17 protein-coding genes are annotated in these 16,945 nt (G+C 64.6%); 10 read left to right on the top strand and 7 right to left on the bottom strand.

Going from position 1 to position 16,945, the window contains the following annotated elements:
* Positions 1–130: 130 nt before the first annotated feature.
* The 5 genes from ACOGXE_RS04740 to ACOGXE_RS04720 form a co-directional block, all read right to left on the bottom strand.
* Positions 131–874, bottom strand: a complete 744-nt coding sequence (locus tag ACOGXE_RS04740) for an SDR family oxidoreductase (protein WP_419932802.1) — start codon at positions 872–874, stop codon at positions 131–133.
* A gap of 621 nt (positions 875–1,495) precedes the next feature.
* Positions 1,496–1,678, bottom strand: coding sequence for a hypothetical protein (locus tag ACOGXE_RS04735; RefSeq protein ID WP_419932801.1), 183 nt, complete (start codon positions 1,676–1,678; stop codon positions 1,496–1,498).
* A 250-nt stretch (positions 1,679–1,928) separates the two neighbouring features.
* Positions 1,929–2,417 carry a hypothetical protein gene (locus ACOGXE_RS04730; RefSeq protein ID WP_419932800.1) on the bottom strand — a complete coding sequence of 163 codons (489 nt, stop codon included), beginning with the start codon at positions 2,415–2,417 and terminating at the stop codon, positions 1,929–1,931.
* Between the two features lie 160 nt (positions 2,418–2,577).
* Positions 2,578–2,883: an addiction module antidote protein gene (locus tag ACOGXE_RS04725; RefSeq protein WP_419932799.1), complete on the bottom strand. Its 306-nt coding sequence runs from the start codon at positions 2,881–2,883 to the stop codon at positions 2,578–2,580.
* Positions 2,880–3,197: a type II toxin-antitoxin system RelE/ParE family toxin gene (locus ACOGXE_RS04720; RefSeq protein ID WP_419932798.1), complete on the bottom strand. Its 318-nt coding sequence runs from the start codon at positions 3,195–3,197 to the stop codon at positions 2,880–2,882. Before ACOGXE_RS04720 ends, ACOGXE_RS04725 begins: the two co-directional genes overlap by 4 nt.
* Before the next feature lie 62 nt (positions 3,198–3,259).
* Between ACOGXE_RS04720 and ACOGXE_RS04715 the strand changes: the two genes are divergently transcribed.
* From ACOGXE_RS04715 to galE, 3 genes are all read left to right on the top strand, one after another.
* Positions 3,260–4,312 carry a fatty acid desaturase family protein gene (locus tag ACOGXE_RS04715; RefSeq protein WP_419932797.1) on the top strand — a complete coding sequence of 351 codons (1,053 nt, stop codon included), beginning with the start codon at positions 3,260–3,262 and terminating at the stop codon, positions 4,310–4,312.
* Positions 4,313–4,380: 68 nt separating this feature from the next.
* A complete protein-coding gene (locus ACOGXE_RS04710; RefSeq protein ID WP_419932796.1) occupies positions 4,381–5,418 on the top strand; it encodes an aldo/keto reductase in 1,038 nt (345 codons plus the stop codon).
* Positions 5,419–5,442: 24 nt separating this feature from the next.
* A complete protein-coding gene (gene galE, locus ACOGXE_RS04705) occupies positions 5,443–6,399 on the top strand; it encodes a UDP-glucose 4-epimerase GalE (RefSeq protein ID WP_419932795.1) in 957 nt (318 codons plus the stop codon).
* 13 nt (positions 6,400–6,412) lie between these two features.
* Here galE and galK read toward each other — a convergent pair whose 3' ends face one another.
* Both galK and ACOGXE_RS04695 read right to left on the bottom strand, forming a co-directional pair.
* The gene (gene galK, locus ACOGXE_RS04700; RefSeq protein WP_419932794.1) at positions 6,413–7,546 is read right to left on the bottom strand and encodes a galactokinase; all 1,134 of its coding nucleotides are present in this window, start codon (positions 7,544–7,546) and stop codon (positions 6,413–6,415) included.
* A gap of 29 nt (positions 7,547–7,575) precedes the next feature.
* Complete coding sequence (locus ACOGXE_RS04695; protein WP_419932792.1) at positions 7,576–8,574, bottom strand: LacI family DNA-binding transcriptional regulator; 999 nt, start codon at positions 8,572–8,574, stop codon at positions 7,576–7,578.
* 175 nt (positions 8,575–8,749) lie between these two features.
* On the opposite strand from ACOGXE_RS04695, the gene ACOGXE_RS04690 reads away from it, so the two are divergent.
* From ACOGXE_RS04690 to ACOGXE_RS04660, 7 genes are all read left to right on the top strand, one after another.
* Entirely contained in the window at positions 8,750–10,105 is a 1,356-nt protein-coding gene (locus ACOGXE_RS04690; RefSeq protein WP_419932791.1) for an alpha-glucosidase/alpha-galactosidase, read from the top strand.
* Entirely contained in the window at positions 10,102–11,052 is a 951-nt protein-coding gene (locus tag ACOGXE_RS04685; protein ID WP_419862640.1) for a carbohydrate ABC transporter permease, read from the top strand. The genes ACOGXE_RS04690 and ACOGXE_RS04685 overlap by 4 nt, the downstream gene beginning before the upstream one ends.
* Positions 11,049–12,005 (top strand): carbohydrate ABC transporter permease, encoded by a 957-nt coding sequence (locus ACOGXE_RS04680; protein WP_419932790.1) that lies wholly within the window; start codon positions 11,049–11,051, stop codon positions 12,003–12,005. The genes ACOGXE_RS04685 and ACOGXE_RS04680 overlap by 4 nt, the downstream gene beginning before the upstream one ends.
* Positions 12,006–12,066: 61 nt before the next feature.
* Positions 12,067–13,479: an ABC transporter substrate-binding protein gene (locus ACOGXE_RS04675; protein ID WP_419932789.1), complete on the top strand. Its 1,413-nt coding sequence runs from the start codon at positions 12,067–12,069 to the stop codon at positions 13,477–13,479.
* 271 nt (positions 13,480–13,750) lie between these two features.
* Positions 13,751–15,271: a CRTAC1 family protein gene (locus tag ACOGXE_RS04670; RefSeq protein WP_419932788.1), complete on the top strand. Its 1,521-nt coding sequence runs from the start codon at positions 13,751–13,753 to the stop codon at positions 15,269–15,271.
* Entirely contained in the window at positions 15,268–15,759 is a 492-nt protein-coding gene (locus ACOGXE_RS04665; protein ID WP_419932787.1) for a hypothetical protein, read from the top strand. Before ACOGXE_RS04670 ends, ACOGXE_RS04665 begins: the two co-directional genes overlap by 4 nt.
* A complete protein-coding gene (locus ACOGXE_RS04660) occupies positions 15,746–16,912 on the top strand; it encodes an ABC transporter ATP-binding protein (RefSeq protein WP_419932786.1) in 1,167 nt (388 codons plus the stop codon). The genes ACOGXE_RS04665 and ACOGXE_RS04660 overlap by 14 nt, the downstream gene beginning before the upstream one ends.
* The last annotated feature ends 33 nt before the right edge of the window (positions 16,913–16,945 follow it).

Below are 16,945 nucleotides of genomic sequence, written 5' to 3'. Positions count from 1 at the left end.
TCTTGGAGGACGCGGCCGAGTCCCTATGGCTCATAGCGGTTCAGGTATGCCGCGAGGATTTCCCCCAAGAGGCGATCGAGCGCGGCCCGCGCTTCGCTTTCTCTCCCTAGGGGAGGCGAGTAACTCGAGGTCAGTCCAAGAGGCCGGTGGCTTGGCCGCCGTCGATGAGCAGGCCTGTGCCGGTGATGAACTTGGCCTGCTCGCTGCACAGGAACGCGACAGCGGCGCCGAAGTCGTCAGATTCGCCGCAGATGCCCATCGGGTTGCTCTGGCCTGCCTGATCCCGGTCCATCATCTTGGCGACCCGATCGGTCCAATGGGAGCCGGGCTGAGCGGAGTTGACCGTCACGCCGTCGGCGGCGACCTCCCGCGCAGTGATCTTGAGGAAGCTGGTGAGGCCGGCTCGTGCGACCGAGCTGGCAAGCAGGAACGGGATCGGCTGCTTCACGCCGACACTGGTGATGGCGCACACGCGGCCCCAGCCGCGCTCACGCATCGGCGGGATGGCAACCCGGCACATCTCGATCATGGCCTTGCAGTTCATGTCGAAAGCCATCTGGTAGGCGTCCATCTCGGTGCTCTCGAACATGCCGGGCGGTGGGCCGCCAGCATTGGTGACCAGAATGTCCACTGATCCGAGCCCGGCAATGGCCTGCTCAACAAAGCTGCGACCCTCGTCCGGATTGCCCAGGTCGGCCGCGATGGTGAGCACCTCGCCGTCGATCTGCGCAGCAGCGGCGGCGAGACGTTCGGAATCCCGGCCGCAGATGGCCACGCGCACGCCGTCGGCCGCGAGCGCCTTGGCCGATCCCAGCCCCAGCCCCGCCGATCCTGCGGCTACCGCCGCGGTGCGTCCCGCAATTCCTAAGTCCATTGCCCGTCCCCTTGTCTCGCTGCGCTGGACAGGCCAGCCCATCCGTGTTCGCCCGGAACCGTAGCCAACCCCCGCACGGCAATGCGTGCCCGCGGCCGCCCCGCGGCGGCGCTACGAATTCAGTCGCGAGGTCTGCCAACCCGATGAGCCTGTCGTGCTCGGCAATGCGACCCAGGACTTGGGGGACTATTGGGCTGCTTCCCCACGCGACTGAACGACGTACAGCGTGTGAGGGTCAACGATTTCCAACGAGTCGTACTCCTGCTGGGTCAAGCTGAGTACGCGAGTGATCTCGCCAGCTTCGAAGGCGTCCAAGTCCGCTGCACTCAGAATGTGAGCCAACATCTAGTACTCGGCAGCGGCCGATCGTCTCACTTCTGCCTCATGCGCCGCCACCAACGCACTCACCCGGTTGTCGGCTGCGTCGGCTCGCGCCATGGCGTCATTAACCCGCTGTTCGCTATCGCGATTGAGTCGAGCACATTCCTCAGCCCACATCGCAGGGACATTATGTGTGCCTCGCTCATGCTGATTCACCCTCGGTTTTGCGCAGGCTGTGGAGATCTCTGTGCATTTAGGGCAGACGGCCGAACGACAACACCCACGGCCACCACGAGCTAGTCAGTCACCCGGTGAGACCTCATCAAGATCAACGTCATGCACTTGGATGGGTTTGGTCCTGCCACTCTGCTCAGCGGCACGGCGCAGTTCGTCTTCCGTCTCTGCTAGATCTGCCCGCTCGTCGAACAGGAACGCCTTTTCGACATCTCTCAGGTCCTCAAACCCCTGCAACGGATCAGTCACGTGGCCTTACCTCACTCTCTCAGCCATCTGGGGAAGCAACCCTATGGTCTCCCTCGGTTGATGCGATCAGAACTGGTCGTGAGTTCTCCCGCTGTTGCCGTGACCGCCGAAGGTGTTGCTGTCGTGGTCGCTAGCCCGGCCAGCACCTCGCATACCGCCGCGTCGATATCGACTTACTCCGCGCCGCTGCCGCAGGCAGCGACCAGTATCGCCACAGCGACGGCAACGGCGAATGCTCGTCCGAAGGCCATCAGCATCCGTGATCTCGCTCGTACTGTGCCTGTGTGCGCAACTCCCCTGTTTGGCTGTACCTCCAGGCCCAGTCTCTTGCCACCTGATCACACCTGAGCTCTTCCTTTATGCGATCTTGCTCGTCGTCGGTCACGACTCGGCCTTCGAGATCGGCCAGTCGGCGTTCCTCTGCTGTCCTGTACACGGGAAACGAGCTGTCGCGGCCTATTCGGACGCCCGCGAGCGTTCGAACTCCGAGCTTGATCTCTTCGATCTGCTCGTGCGTACATCCCCGACTATCGCCGCAGTAGATAACCCCTTCGGGCACAGGAATGGTCGTAGCCGTGGCGGTCGTCGTCGCTGCTGTCGTCGTTGCTGCCTGTTCGGCCAACGCCTTGGCTACGGCAGCGTCGATGTCGGCTTGCCCGAAGTCGCTGCCACAGCCGGAAGCCAGTAGCACCACGATGGATGCCGCCAGCGAGCCACGAACCCTCTCTGGTTTCTCCATGGATCGTGAACCGCTCGACGATGGTTCCTCGCCATGCCCGCAGCCTACGAACGCGACAAATGCCATGTCTGTCCGCAGAAGATGCTCTCGTCCCAATTCTCCTCGTCCGTGACGGCGCCTCAGCTGTCCGGCGATGCCGGGTATGAAAGGGAGCGGCCGGCTATGCCGCGGCTGCGTCGTCGGCCAAGGACGCGTGCAGGCGCAGGCCCGTGGCGCGCATCACCTTGAGCACGGTCGCGAGTTCCGGGTTCCCAGTTGGGGAGAGCGACTTGTACAGGCTCTCGCGTCCGAGTCCGGTCGCAGCGGCAATTTTGGTCATGCCGGCCGCCCTAGCGATGTCACCGAGTACGGCGGCAACCAACTGAGGATCGCCGTCCTCCAGAGCCGCGTCAAGGTACACGATTGCGTCCGCCGCGGACTCGACATGCTCGGCTGGGTCCCACCGACGGATCTTGATGTCGCTCATTCCGCTACCTCGATCCTCGCCGGGATGCGAGCCGCCAGTTCCTGCGCGGTGGCGATATCCCGCTGCTGACTGTCCTTGTCGCCGCCGACAAGCAGCACCACGAGCGTCTGGCCCCGCTGGGTGAAATACACCCGGTAGCCGGGTCCGTAGTCGATGCGGAGTTCGGACACTCCCTTGCCGACCGACCTGACGTCACCTGCGTGACCCAGTCCCAAGCGTCTGATGCGAGCGACGATGCGCAGGCGTGCTTGCCGGTCGCGGAGTTTGGCGAACCATCTCGCGTAGACATCGGTTTGGCCGACCTCGACATCCATCGGGCGAACGTATCCCGCAAGCGTATCTTGTGCGATACGGTTTTTCGAGACGAGACCGCCCGGTGTCGCTGGACTCTTCGGTGCGGTCTGTGCGTCGTAGCATTCGAAGTGTGAGCGTTGCCGCGGCACCGCCGACGCACGATGAGCTCGTGACGAAGATGACCGGTGGCATGACGCGCTCGGACCTGCCTCGGTTCGAGGGCTCGGAGCGCCTGCGCACCGACGGCCGGCCCAAGCCGGCCTTCCGGGCGGAGCTGCGTCGCATCCCCAACTTCATCAATGCGATCGAAGTCGTTGCGACGATGGCGGCACCCGTGACCGTCATTGCGGCGGTGATGGCCATCGGCTACCCGCTGGCAGTCGTCGCCGCAATACCGGTGATCGGCACCTTGCAGCTGCGGTGGTTCATCCTCCATCACGAGGCGGCCCACCGGCTGCTGTTCTCGAACCGCTGGCTGAACGACCGGATCGGCATCAATCTGCTGGGCTGGCTGCCGATGGGCACGGGCTCGCATTTCTACCGACGGGGCCACGCCATCCATCATCGTGACGAGTTCGGCCCCAAAGAGCCCGACTTCCTGCTGTATTCGTTCTACCCGATCTCGGGAAAGTCGCTGCGGCGAAAGCTGGTGCGCGACATCGTCGGAGTGTCGGCCTGGCGCATCACCAAACCGCGGTTCACCGGGCTCGTGAAGCTGAAATACGTGCCGCTCAGCCTGCGCTTCTTCGCCGGGCAGGCAATCGTGTTCGGGCTGTTCTGGCTGGCTGGCCATCCATGGCTGTACCTGCTGCTGTGGGCGCTGCCGTGGTTCACCTGGTACCAGTTCATCAACCGCCTGCGAGCCATCGCCGAGCACGGGGGCATGACACGCACGGCCGACCGTCGCAACACCACGCACCACATCCGCCAAAGCTGGCTGGCTCGGGTGCTTTTCGTGCCCTATCACGTGGGATATCACCTGGCACACCACGTCGATTCCGGCATTCCGGCCCGCAATCTGCCGCGCTTGCAGCGCGCGCTGAGCGAAGACGGCTACCTGCCCGCCGATGCATCTTGGCCGACCTACAGGGCGCTGTGGCGCGGCCTTTCGTCCGCTGAGCCAAGGGCCGCCTAGGGCCGGCTGGGCATTGCCTCCAGCTTCGGCCGACGGATGAGCGTCGCAGTCGAATACGTTTCGTGGCCATGTCGCGACTGAAATCCACCCAGCTCGGTTCGAACTGCGGACTCCAGGTGTCGGAGCTCTGCTTGGGAACCATGAACTTCGGCGTGCCCGGGCGCGGCCACCAGGGTGACTGGACGCTGGGCGTCGAGCAGGCCCGCCCGATCTTCGAGGCCGCCATCGAGCGCGGCCTGTACTACTTCGACTGCGCCGACGTCTACGGGGTGGGTGCGTCGGAAGAGGTGGTGGGGCAGATCCTGCGCGAGCTGCTGCCGCGCGAGCAGTTCGTGCTCACCACCAAGGTTTCGATACCCATGGGCCGCAACCCGAATGAGGGGGGTCTGAGCCGCAAGCACATCATGGAGGGGGTCGACAATTCGCTGCGTCGCCTCGGCGTCGACTATGTGGACCAGCTGATCATCCACCGCCACCCGCACGGCATTCCCGGCAGCGCCGACACGCCCATCGCTGAGTCTTTGGAGGCGTTGCACGATGTGGTCAAGGCGGGCAAGGCCCTGTACCTGGGCGGATCGTCGATGTTCGCGTGGCAGTTCGCCGAACTGCAGCTCACTGCCGAGATGCACGGCTGGACCAAGTTCGTGTCGATGCAGAACCACTACAACCTCATCTACCGCGAGGAAGAGCGCGAGATGAACCCGTACTGCGTCAGCACGGGCGTGGCGCTGACGCCGTGGTCGCCGCTGGCGCGGGGGATTCTCACGGGGTCCTACCAGGGCAGTCTGGACGCCGGCACAACAGATCGCTCGACGGGCCAGGACCGTGCCCGCACAGAAAGCCTCTACCTGGGCGAGCGCGACTTCGACATCGCTGCCCGGGTGTCTGAGCTGGCTGAGCGACTCGACGTGCGCCCCGCCCAGATCGCGCTGGCGTGGCTCGCAAACAAGCCCGAGATCACCGCCCCCGTGGTTGGCGTGTCCAAGATCAGCCAGCTCGACCAGCTCGTCGAGGCCACGACCATCGAGCTCAGCGCAGACGACACGGCCTACCTCGAAGAGCTCTACCAGCCCGTCGAGAACCTCCTCTCGCTTGGCACCAGCTGATGGGCGCGTCCCAGCGGTGATCTCGTGACAGTGCTCGTGACGGGTGGCGCGGGCTACATCGGCTCAGCGGTCGTCGACGCGCTCGCTGCACATGGCGAGGATGTCTTGGTGATCGACAACCTGTCGCGCTCGACGCGTCCCGATTTCCCCGGTGGTGTGGAATTCGAATCGGTGGACATCGGCGACACCGAAAGCCTCGAGCATCTCGTGCGCCGTCACGGCATCGAGTCGTGCATTCACTTGGCGGCATTGATCGCCGTGGGGGAGTCGGTGGCCGATCCCGGGCTGTACATCGAGAACAACGTGGTGCAGTCGGCCCGACTGCTCCGCGTGCTCGTGCGCAACGGCGTTTCCCGGTTGGTGTTCTCGTCATCGGCCGCGGTGTACGGGAATACCTCAACGACTCCAATCTCCGAGAGCGAATCCACTCAGCCGACGAGTCCCTACGGGTGGACCAAGCTGGTCGCCGAGCAGATGCTGGAGATGCACGACCACGCGGACGGTCTGCGGTCGGTGTCGCTGCGGTACTTCAATGCTGCTGGCGCAACCGCTCGTCGCACGTCACCCCACAGGCCGGCGACACACCTGATCCCGCTTGCGGTGCGTGCGGCAACAGAGCCTGACGGGCGGCTGACGGTCTTCGGCGACGACTACCCGACTCCCGATGGCACCGCCGTGCGCGACTACATCCACGTCGCTGACCTCACTGAGGCGCACCTGCTGGCGCTCGACTACCTGCGGGCGGGCGGGTCGACCACGGCGGTCAATCTCGGCGCCGGCGTCGGCCACTCGGTGTTCGAGGTCGTTGCCGCTGTCGAACGTGTGCTCGGACGCCCGGTGGCGTGCGAGATAGGGCCGCGCCGGATGGGCGACCCTGCTGAGCTGGTCGCCTCCACACAACGGGCGCGTCACTTGCTCGGCTGGGAGCCATCGCGTTCGACACTCGCAGAGATCGTGTCGTCCCTGGCCGCACACTCGTGACGACGTGCGTTCGTCACTCCGGATGCTGCCCGATGCTGTCGATGTGGGAGGCGCCCGCAGCGGGCTGGGAGAGCCAGACGCTTGCGTTGAGACCTGAGACGGCCCGGTAGCGCTCCTGCACCGCTGGGATGAAGTCATCTGCGGCGTCGGCGGCGACCAGCGCCACCGCGCAGCCGGCAAAGCCACCGCCGGTCATCCGTGCGCCGATGCACCCGGGGCTGGAATGCGCGATCTGCACCATGGCGTCGAGCGCCTGGCCTGATACCTCGTAGTCGTCTCGCAAGCTGGCGTGACTGGCGTTCATGAGTGCTCCGAAGGCCGCTGCGTCGCCCGCGTCCATGGCGGTGGCTGCCGCGAGCGTGCGCTCGTTCTCGGTGATGACGTGCCTCGCTCGCCGACGTTCAACCGCCAGTTCCGCCGGCATTCGCTCGAGTTCGTCCAGCTCGGCGTCGCGCAGTGCGGCCACCGAGAGCCATCTCGCTGCGCGTTCACAGGCGGCGCGGCGGTCGGCATATGCCGAGTCCACCAGTTCGCGCCGTGTCATGGTGTCGAGGATCGCGATCACCGTCCCGTCCGGAAGCCGGCGCGGCAGCATCTCCAACGACCGGCAGTCAATCAGCGATGCGTGCCCCCGGACCGCACCTGCAGAAATGAGGGGATCCATGATCCCGCACGGCATCCCGACGACTTCATGCTCCACGCGCTGACACAACTCGGCCGTTGCCGTCGCATCCCAGCTCTCGCCCGCAAGTTGCAACAGTGCTCTCGCCATGGCGACTTCCAATGCGGCTGATGACGACAGGCTCGCCCCGATTGGCACATCGGTGGCGATCGTGCATCGCCACGGACCGATCGATTTGCCGAGTCCGTTCAGCAAGTGGCTCACGCCGAAGACATACGCAGCCCAATGCGTTGCGGTGATCGGCTCCCGTTCGTCATCACGCCGTGCCTCGCCGAAGATCTCCGAGATCACTGTGCTGGGGGAACCGCTCTTGGCTCGGCTCAGTGCGACGACGGTGTCGAATTCGATCGCCATGGGGAACACGAATCCGTCGTTGTAGTCGGTGTGTTCGCCGATCAGATTGACTCGCCCGGGTGCCCTGCTGAGGACATCGGGGACGCCCCAGCGTTCGCGATGCAATGCCAATGCTCGATCGACCGGCGCGACTCCACCTGTCACGCCGACTCGCGGATGATCAACTCCACCCCCAGGACCACCGCCTCCCGCCGCTCGCCCGGCGAGTCGATCAGGTCTCCCAGTGCTGTCACCGCCTCTGCGCTGAGCCGCGAGCGGTCGAGTCGGATGGTCGTGAGTGCCGGTGATACGTAGGTGCTCATCTCGATGTCGTCGCAGCCCACGACGGCGATGTCCTCAGGCACTCGACGGCCGCTCGCGATCGCCGCACGTATCGCTCCAATGGCGACGAGGTCGTTGTACGCAAACACGCCGTCGAGGTCTGGCATCTGAGAGAGCAACTGTGTCAAACCCTCTTCGCCTCCCTTCACTGTCGGGTCTGTTTGCGACATGGCCGGCGGGCGGTGGCCGTCCTGAGATTCCGCCAGAGTCTGCAGAAAGCCTTGCTCGCGGTGTCGGCGCCGGGGCGGAGACACGGTTGCACTGATGACTCCCATGCGTCGACGACCGCGCTCGAGCAGGTGCTGTGCAGCAAGCCTGCCGCCGCTGTGGAGGTCGAATGACACGCATGCGACGTTGGGTGCGTCGAGGAAGTCGTCCACCACCACGATCGGCAGTCCGCGTTCGCCGTAGTCGGTGAGCTGTTCGATCGAATCGAGTGCAGGAAAGACGATCACACCGTCCACGGCCCTTGCCCAGAAGGACCGGAGCACTTCTGCCTGCCGTTCCGGATTGCTGCCCGTGCTTGCGAAGAACATGGTCTGGCCGGCTTCACGGGCGCGTTGCTGAATGCCCTCGGCGAGGGCGGGAAAGTACGGGTCGGTCATGTCGCCACCGACCAGACCGACGGTGCCGCTGCGCTTGGTGATCAACGCCCGCGCAACCATGTTGGGGCGGTAGTGCAACTCCTCGACGGCGGCCAATACTCTGCGGCGGGTTTCCTCGGAATAACCCCCCTCATCGTTCACGACCCGAGACACCGTGCGCGGCGAGACCCCGACCTTGTTGGCCACGTCGTGGAGTGTCGCTTCCCGATCCATGGCCCTCCGAACACGAGAGTCGGTCCTGCCGCGGCTAGGCGCTCTTCGCCAGACCCGTCTACGCGCGAACTTACCGGTTCCGGTCGGGCAGGCAAGGGTTTGCGCCATCGTTGACGTCAACGTTGACGCCAACGTTGACGTATGCTATTTTGGCGAGACAAGCCAGGGGGGTCAGATGGTTGCAGTCGCATTCATCGGGGCGGGGAGCACAGTGTTCTCCCGCAACCTGATGGGCGACCTGCTCGCGTACGACGATCTGCGGGACGACCTGGACATCCGCCTTCACGACATCGACCCCGAGCGACTCCGCACATCCGAGATCGTCGGGCACCGGCTGGTCGCAGATCGGGGCGCACGTGCCAAGGTCCTTGCCACGACGGACCTGCGCAGCGCCGTCGAGGGCGCCGACTTCGTCATCACGATGTTCCAGATCGGCGGCTTCGAGCCGGCCACAGTCCACGACTTCGAGATTCCGGAGCGGTTCGGTCTCACCCAGACCATCGCGGACACCATCGGCATCGGCGGGATCATGCGCGGTCTGCGGACGGTTCCCGCGCTGGTCGAAGTAGCCGAAGCCATCAGCGAGTTCAGCGATGGCGCACGGCTGCTCAACTACGCCAATCCGATGGCGATCAACATGTGGGCGCTCACGTTGATGGCCGACGTGGAGGCCTACGGGCTCTGCCACAGCGTGCCGACGACGGCGCATCACCTGGCCGGCGATCTTGGGGTGCCGGTCGACGAGATGGAGTATCTCGCCGCTGGCATCAATCACATGTGCTTCTTCTTGCGGCTGGAGCACCAGGGCACCGACCTGTATCCCGCATTGCGGCAGCTCTATACCGATCCGGCAGAATCGCCGACCCGCGGCGAGTGGGACCTGCCCGATGCCGTGAGGTACGAGATGCTGCGGCGGCTCGGATACTTCGTCACCGAGTCGAGCGAGCACTTCGCGGAGTACACGCCGTACTTCCTCAAGCGAGGCCGGCCTGAGCTCATCGAGCGGTTCAAGATTCCGGTGCGCGAGTACGTCAGGCGCTGCGAGGAACAGATTGCCGAGTGGGAGGAACTCCGCCGGCGCCTCGAAGACCCGGAGTATCCGCTGGAGGTGCCCGCGAGCGACGAGTACGCGCCGCAGATCATTCACAGCATTGCCACCGGCACCGAACGCATCGTCTATGTCAACGTGCCGAACCTCGGCCTGATCGACAATCTGCCTTCGGGTTGCGCTGTCGAGGTGCCGGCCACCGTTGGGGCGGGCGGAGTGACGCCCCACGTCATCGGGTCGTTGCCCCCTCAGCTCGCTGCGCTCATGCACACCAACATCGGCCCCCAGCAGCTCACGGTGGAGGCACTGCGGACCGGTCGCCGCGAGCACGTGTATCACGCCGCCATGCTCGACCCGCACACGGCAGCCGAACTCGATCTCGATCAGATCTCCGAACTCGTCGACGAGCTGATCGAGGCCCATAGCGAATACATCCCCGAGCCGCTTCGCGAGCGGGACACGGCCGCTGGAGAGATCCGGTGACGGTGACCACGGCACCGCCTGGAGCCTCGCCTCGACGGTCGCTGTTCGGCACAGCCAGCCTGCACGGCGGCTGGCGATCCGCCTTCTGGTTCCTGCTCCCTGCGCTGGTGGGATTCGTGGCGTTCTATCTCTATCCCGCGCTGCGAGGCGTGTACATCAGCTTCACCGACTGGAACCTGATCGCCAATCGGGGGAGCTGGGTCGGCACCGACAACTATGACCGACTCTTCAGCGACCGTCAGGTGTGGGAATCGCTCAAGATCACCTTCAAGTACACGGTGATCAACATCGTCTCGCAGACGATCCTCGCTGTCTTGATAGCGGTGCTCATGGATCGTCTCACCAAATCGGTCACCATTCGCGGGATCCTGCTGCTGCCCTGGCTGATTCCCAACGTCATCGTGGCGCTGCTGTGGGTGTGGATGCTCGATGGGAATCTGGGCATCGTCAACGACTTCCTTGGTCTCTTCGGCATGGACCCAGTGAGGTTCTTCACCGACACCGGCAAGGTCATACCCAGCCTCGCGGGCATCAACACGTGGCGTCATATGGGCTACACGGCGTTGCTGATCTTCGCCGGGCTGCAGACGATTCCCCGCAGTCTCTATGAGGCGGCAGCAGTCGACGGCGCTACCGAGCGCCAGATGTTCCGGGACATCACGATCCCGCTGCTGCGCCCGATCCTGGCGCTGGTCCTCGTGATCACCATCGTCGGTTCCTTGCAGGTGTTCGACACCGTGTTTGTCGCCACCGGCGGATTTGGCGGACAGCCCGGCGGACCGGCCAACGCCAGCCGGGTGATCTACCTGTACATCTACCAGAACGCATTCGACTTCAACCAGCTCGGCTACGCAGCCACGATCTCAGTGCTGCTCGTCGCGATTCTGCTGACGGTCACCTTCCTGCAGCTCAAGCTCCTGCGGGCCGGCGAGAGCGATCTGGCATGAGTGGCACGACGCTGGACGACAAGCTCACGCCCGCACCCGCGCCCACCGCCACGCCAACATCGGCGCGGCTGCGGAAGCGGGGGATCGGTCGTGGGGCGGCATGGGCGTTCATGATCGCAATCCTCATCGTCAGCGTCTTCCCGTTCTGGTGGGCGCTGCGCACTGGCCTGTCGACCAATGGCCAGCTCTTTGCGGGCGAGCAGAGCTTGCTTCCGGTCGGCTACACCGACAACAACTTCGAACGCGTGCTCGGCACCGCCAGCGAGGAGGAGATTCTCGAGAGCCTGGGGCGCCAGAACACCGGCTCCTTCGACTTTCTGCAGTCGCTCAAGGTCAGTGTGATCGTCTCGACGGCGATCACCGTCGGGCAGGTCGCGTTCTCGGCGATGGCCGCCTATGCGTTCGCCCGACTGCGCTTCCGGGGCCGCGACAAACTGTTCTTCCTGTTTCTCAGCGGGTTGATGATCCCGCCGATTTTCACGCTTATTCCCAACCTCATCCTGGTCAAGAACTTCGGCTGGCTGAACAGCTACCCCGGGATCATCGCGCCGTTCTTCTTCATGACGCCGTTCGCGGTGTTCTTCCTGCGCCAGTTCTTCCTGGGAATCAGCCGTGAAGTCGAGGAGGCTGCGCTGCTCGACGGAGCTGGGCACTTCAGGACCTTCTTCGGGATCATCGTGCCGATGAGCGCGGCACCGCTCGCAACGCTGTCGATCCTCACCTACATCACTGCGTGGAACGAATTTCTGTGGCCGCTCGTAGTGGCCCGAGATCCAGCGCGACAGCCGCTCACTGTCGCGCTGGGGCAGTTCACGGCTCAACAACCCGGGACCTCCCCGGACTGGTCGGGCCTGATGGCGGGCACCTTGCTCGCAGCCCTGCCGATCATCGTCATCTTCCTGGCATTCGGTCGGAAGGTCGTCGACTCGATCGGCTTCTCGGGGATCAAGTGATCCCCACCGACAAACGGCGGCCCGCTGTGGGTCGCCGCTGACTCCTGGGAGGGAGAACCTGATGAACAAAGCGCTATGGAGACTGCTCGCAGTCCTCTTCGCCTTCTCGATCGTCGCTGCGGCCTGCGGTGACGACGATGCCGACGACGCACCTGCGGCAACACAGGCACCGTCGTCCGATGACGGCGACGACATGTCCGAGGACGACATGGCGGAGGCAGTCAGCATCGAGTACTGGCTCTGGGACGGCAACCAGCAGCCCTATTACGAGCAGTGCGCTGCTGACTTCGAGGCCGCCAATCCTGGCATCGATGTCGAGATCACCCAGTTCGGCTGGGGCGACTACTGGACCAATGTGACCGCAGGCTTCGCCTCGGGCTCGGGCCCCGACGTGTTCACCGATCACCTCGCCCGCTATCCCGAGTTCGTGGCCAGTGATGTTCTGGTTCCGCTGAACGATTTCGTGGAGCGTGACAACGTCGATACCGGCGCCTACTTCCCGGGTCTTGCAGAGCTGTGGGTCGACAACCATGGCAACCGCTACGGCCTGCCCAAGGACTTCGACACCATCGCGCTCGTGATGAACTCGGACCACGTCGCTGGGGCGGGTGTGACGGCCGCAGACTTTGCCTCGGCTGAGTGGAACCCCGACGACGGCGGCTCGTTCGGCGAACTCATCCGCAGGCTGAGCGTTGACGCCAACGGCAACACCGGTGACTCGCCGGACTTCGATCCGGAAAATGTCGAGGTGTACGGACTGGGTCTCGAAGGCAACTTCGGCGCGTTCGGACAGACGACATTCTCGGCCTTCGCAGGATCCACCGGATTCGAGTTCCTGGACGTGAACCCGTTCGGTGACTCCGCGAACTATGACGACCCGCGTCTCGCAGCCACCATCGACTGGTTCGCGCGGATGATTCAGGCCGGCTATGTCGTGCCGATCGAGGACGTCGAATCACTCGGCGGGACCACCGTGTTCCAGAACGGCTCGGCTGCGGTCATGGCTGACGGCTCGTGGAAGATCGGCACCTACATCGGGGCCGATACACCCTTCGACGTCGAGTTCGCCCCGCTTCCGGTTGGACCGAGCGGTGCGCGTGCCTCGATGTTCAATGGCCTGGCCGACTCCATCAACACGCACTCGGAGCATCAAGAAGAGGCGTGGCAGTGGGTCAAGCACATGGCGTCAGCTGCATGTCAGGACGTCATCGGCGAGGGCGCCGTGGTGTTTCCGGCCATTCCCTCGGCTGCCGAGATCGCCATCGCTGCCCACGAGGGCAATGGCGTGGACGTGACGGCCTTCACGGTGCACGTCGACGAGGGCACGACGTTCCTCTTCCCGATCACTGACAGCGCCAGCCAGATCGAAGCCATCGTCGGTCCGGCCATGCAGGAGATCCTGCGTGGGCAGGTTGACGCTGGTGAGCGCCTCGCCCAAGTGGCAGGCGAGGTCAACGCGGTCCTCGGCTCCTAGCCAGGACTGCCCTCCCGGGCGAACCGGACCGGAGGCACTGATGATGTCGAGGGAACGTTCCTCCGACTCCTCGGCTTGCCGGCTGCCTCCGGTCCGGACGCTCGTGGGCGCTTGTCGAGACCTTCGAGCCGGGCGCGCCCGCCTTGTGCTCGGCGCGGTATGCGCGCTGTCGGTGCTGGCGCTCAGCGCTTGTGGCTCAACCGCGGATTCCGCTGAGGTGAGCGTCGAGGCTGTGCCGCACGCCGACCGAAGTGCCTGCGACGGTCGATTCGTGCCCGTTGACCTCGAGCATCACACCCGCGGACCAGGGGCGAGCCGCTCCATGTTCGACGGCATGGGTGCGGGCCTCGCTGTCGGTGACCTGGATCGAGACGGCGACGATGATCTCGTCCTGGCCAATCTGAGTGGAGACAGCTCGGTGCTGTGGAACGACGGTCCACTGCGATTCCGCCGCGAAGCGCTCGTCGAGGGCCGCTTCCGCCAGGTGATCATCGTCGACAGCGATGGTGACGGCAGCAACGATGTCGTGTTCACGACCGGCGTCGGCCGTCCACTGGTCATGCGCAACACGGGCCAGGGCTCGACGGCTGACGAGCGCTTCGAACGCGACGAGATCGTGGGCCTCGATGCGTACACATACTCCATGGCATGGGGGGATCTCGGCGGCGACGGCGACCTCGATGCAGTCACCGGTGCGTACAACGCCGAGCTCACGGCCGAGCGGCGCCTCAATCTCGGCAACAAGGGAGGCGTGGGCCTGTTCGAACGCGACGGCGAGACATTTGTTCATACGCAGCTCGCGTCCGAATCGCAGGCGCTCGCGACCCGCATTGGCGACATCGACGGCGACGGCCGCGCTGACATCTATGTCGGCAACGACCTCGCCACGCCCGACTACGTGTGGTTTGCCGGCGAGGACGATTTGTGGACCCCGGCGACTCCATTTGCCCAGACCGCGTTCAGCACGATGGGCATCGACTCGGGTGACATCGACAACGACGGCGACCTGGACCTGTTTGCGACCGACATGAAGCCCATGGACGACCGACCAGAGACCATCGACGCATACGCCAATGTGCAGTCAGACATCGACGCCTCGCCGTCAGACGACATCCAGCGGCCCGAGAACGTGCTGTTGCTGTCAACGGGCGATGGCTTCGCCAGCGACGCGCCGTCGTTCGGTGTGGAGGCGACGGGATGGAGCTGGTCCGGGCTGTTCGGCGATCTTGACAACGACGGTTTCGTGGACCTGTACGTCGTGAACGGCATGGTCGCCGACAACCTGTTCGGGCACCTGCCCGACGCCAGCCTGGTCGAGACCAACCAGGCATTTCGCAATATCGACGGTGAACGCTTCGCGCCGGCCGCCGGCTGGGACCTCGACGACACGACGGGCGGGCGGGGGATGGCTATGGCCGATCTCGACCTCGACGGGGATCTCGACATCGTCGTGAACAACCTCAACGCGCCGTCGCGGCTGTATGAGAATCGGCTGTGCGGCGGCGGTGCCGTGACCGTCGCGCTGCGTTGGCCCGGCACCGGCAATCCAGATGCCATCGGTGCACAGGTGCGATTGGTCGGTGAGCGCGACAGCACGCTGGTGCGCACGGTCGAGGCGGCACGCGGCTATCTCTCGGGTGCCTCGGCGATGCTGCACTTCGGTGTGGGCGACAGTTCCGGCTCAGTGGAGATCGAGGTGACGTGGCCCGATGGCACCGTCAGCACGATCAGTGACCTTGACGTCAATCGGCACGTCACGATCACCCGGACGGGCGAGGCAGCGCAGTCATGAGTGCCGAATACCTGGTTCAGCCGGGCACGCGGTTTGAGCGCATCCGAGACGCCTCAGTGCATCTGACGCCCTTGATACCGGCCGCGGCCGCAGTGGTGGTGATCGGCCGGCCTGCCGTGTGGGCTGCGCCAGTGATCATCCTGGGACCGCTCGCGCTGGGAGCAATCCTGAGCCGCGGCGGGGACGCCGGCAGACGCCATCGGCGCCGAGCCATTGACTTCAACGCGTCCGTCGCAGTCGCTGCCCTGTTGCTCTGGGGAGTCCTGGAGCTCGGTGCGCGTGTCGAGCTGGCGGGCGTACTCGTGCCCGTCGGCCTGCTGCTGCTCGCGCTGCTCTGGCTGAATTGGCTGCTGATGATGGCGATAGCCGCGAATCGGGCGAGATACGGAGAGCTGTTTGAGCCCCCGTGGGTCCTTCCGTTGTCGCGCTGGCTTCGAAGAGAGGACCCACGGAGGATCGCGAAGGAGAATTCACATGGCGACGGTTGAGCTTGCAGATCTGACGAAGGTATATCCGGGGGGTGTCACCGCAGTGAACGCCATGAGCCTGAGCATCGACGACGGCGAGTTCGTCGTGTTTGTCGGGCCATCAGGGTGCGGGAAGTCCACGGCGCTGCGAATGGTCGCCGGGCTCGAGGAGATTTCGAGCGGGACTCTGCGTATCGGGGATGCTGACATGACCAAGGTGCACCCGCGGGATCGCGACATCGCCATGGTCTTCCAGAACTATGCGTTGTATCCCCACCTCACGGTGCGCAAGAACATCGCCTACCCGCTGAAGCTTGCCAAGACCCCGAAGTCTGAGATCGATCAGCGGGTGCAGCGCACCGCCGACGTGCTGCATCTCTCCGAGTTCCTGGATCGCAAGCCGGCCGCGTTGTCGGGCGGGCAGCGTCAGCGTGTCGCGATGGGACGAGCCATTGTCCGTGAGCCCTCGGTGTTCCTCATGGACGAACCGCTGTCGAACCTCGACGCGAAGCTCCGCGTGTACATGCGCAGCGAGATCTTGCGAATCCAGCGAGACCTCGGCGTGACCACCATCTACGTCACTCATGACCAGGTGGAGGCGATGACCATGGGTGATCGAGTGGCAGTGCTGAACGGCGGTGTGCTCCAGCAAGTCGACAAGCCCTCGGTGCTGTACCGCCGGCCGGCGAATGTGTTCGTCGCTGGGTTCGTGGGGTCACCGGCGATGAATCTCTTCGAGTCGGCTGTCTCCGTCGGCGGCAGCGGTGTCAACGTCGAGATGGGCACACAGAGTGTCGAGTTGCCGCTCTCGATTCTCGATGAGTGCCCGGCGCTGCGTGCTTACGAGGGAAGGCGTCTGGTGTGCGGCATCCGTCCAGACGACGTATATGACTCGGCACTCGCTCCGGACTACAGCCAACGCATCGTCGCCGGCGTACAGCTCCTCGAAGAGCTCGGCTCAGAAATCGTCGCCCATCTCGACATCGGTGTACAACGCATAGAGACCGGCAGTCCGTCGGCTGACGCGGATGACTCTGAAGATCTCGGCAGCGCTTTCCTGGGCCGGTTTGCTCAGCAGAGCGAAGCGCGCGTCGGCCAGCGCATGGAAGTTGCCATCGACGTGTCGGCGATGCACTTCTTCGACAAAGTGACTGGCGACGTCGTTCGCGACTGAGTCGCTCATCGGGGCCGCCAGGCTGAGGGAGAC

This window comes from Candidatus Poriferisodalis sp., from assembly GCF_965208555.1.
Classification (GTDB): Bacteria; Actinomycetota; Acidimicrobiia; order Acidimicrobiales; family Poriferisodalaceae; genus Poriferisodalis.
This window is presented reverse-complemented; position numbering and strand designations above follow the sequence as displayed.

Excerpts from the sequence above, each read along its gene's own strand:
- ACOGXE_RS04740 (WP_419932802.1), bottom strand. The coding sequence starts at position 874 with ATGGACTTAGGAATTGCGGGACGCACCGCGGCGGTAGCCGCAGGATCG.
- ACOGXE_RS04680 (WP_419932790.1), top strand. The coding sequence starts at position 11,049 with ATGAGTGGCACGACGCTGGACGACAAGCTCACGCCCGCACCCGCGCCC.
- ACOGXE_RS04660 (WP_419932786.1), top strand. The coding sequence starts at position 15,746 with ATGGCGACGGTTGAGCTTGCAGATCTGACGAAGGTATATCCGGGGGGT.
- ACOGXE_RS04665 (WP_419932787.1), top strand. The coding sequence starts at position 15,268 with ATGAGTGCCGAATACCTGGTTCAGCCGGGCACGCGGTTTGAGCGCATC.
- ACOGXE_RS04725 (WP_419932799.1), bottom strand. The coding sequence starts at position 2,883 with ATGAGCGACATCAAGATCCGTCGGTGGGACCCAGCCGAGCATGTCGAG.
- ACOGXE_RS04730 (WP_419932800.1), bottom strand. The coding sequence starts at position 2,417 with ATGGAGAAACCAGAGAGGGTTCGTGGCTCGCTGGCGGCATCCATCGTG.
- ACOGXE_RS04695 (WP_419932792.1), bottom strand. The coding sequence starts at position 8,574 with ATGGATCGGGAAGCGACACTCCACGACGTGGCCAACAAGGTCGGGGTC.
- ACOGXE_RS04675 (WP_419932789.1), top strand. The coding sequence starts at position 12,067 with ATGAACAAAGCGCTATGGAGACTGCTCGCAGTCCTCTTCGCCTTCTCG.
- ACOGXE_RS04690 (WP_419932791.1), top strand. The coding sequence starts at position 8,750 with ATGGTTGCAGTCGCATTCATCGGGGCGGGGAGCACAGTGTTCTCCCGC.
- ACOGXE_RS04710 (WP_419932796.1), top strand. The coding sequence starts at position 4,381 with ATGTCGCGACTGAAATCCACCCAGCTCGGTTCGAACTGCGGACTCCAG.
- ACOGXE_RS04720 (WP_419932798.1), bottom strand. The coding sequence starts at position 3,197 with ATGGATGTCGAGGTCGGCCAAACCGATGTCTACGCGAGATGGTTCGCC.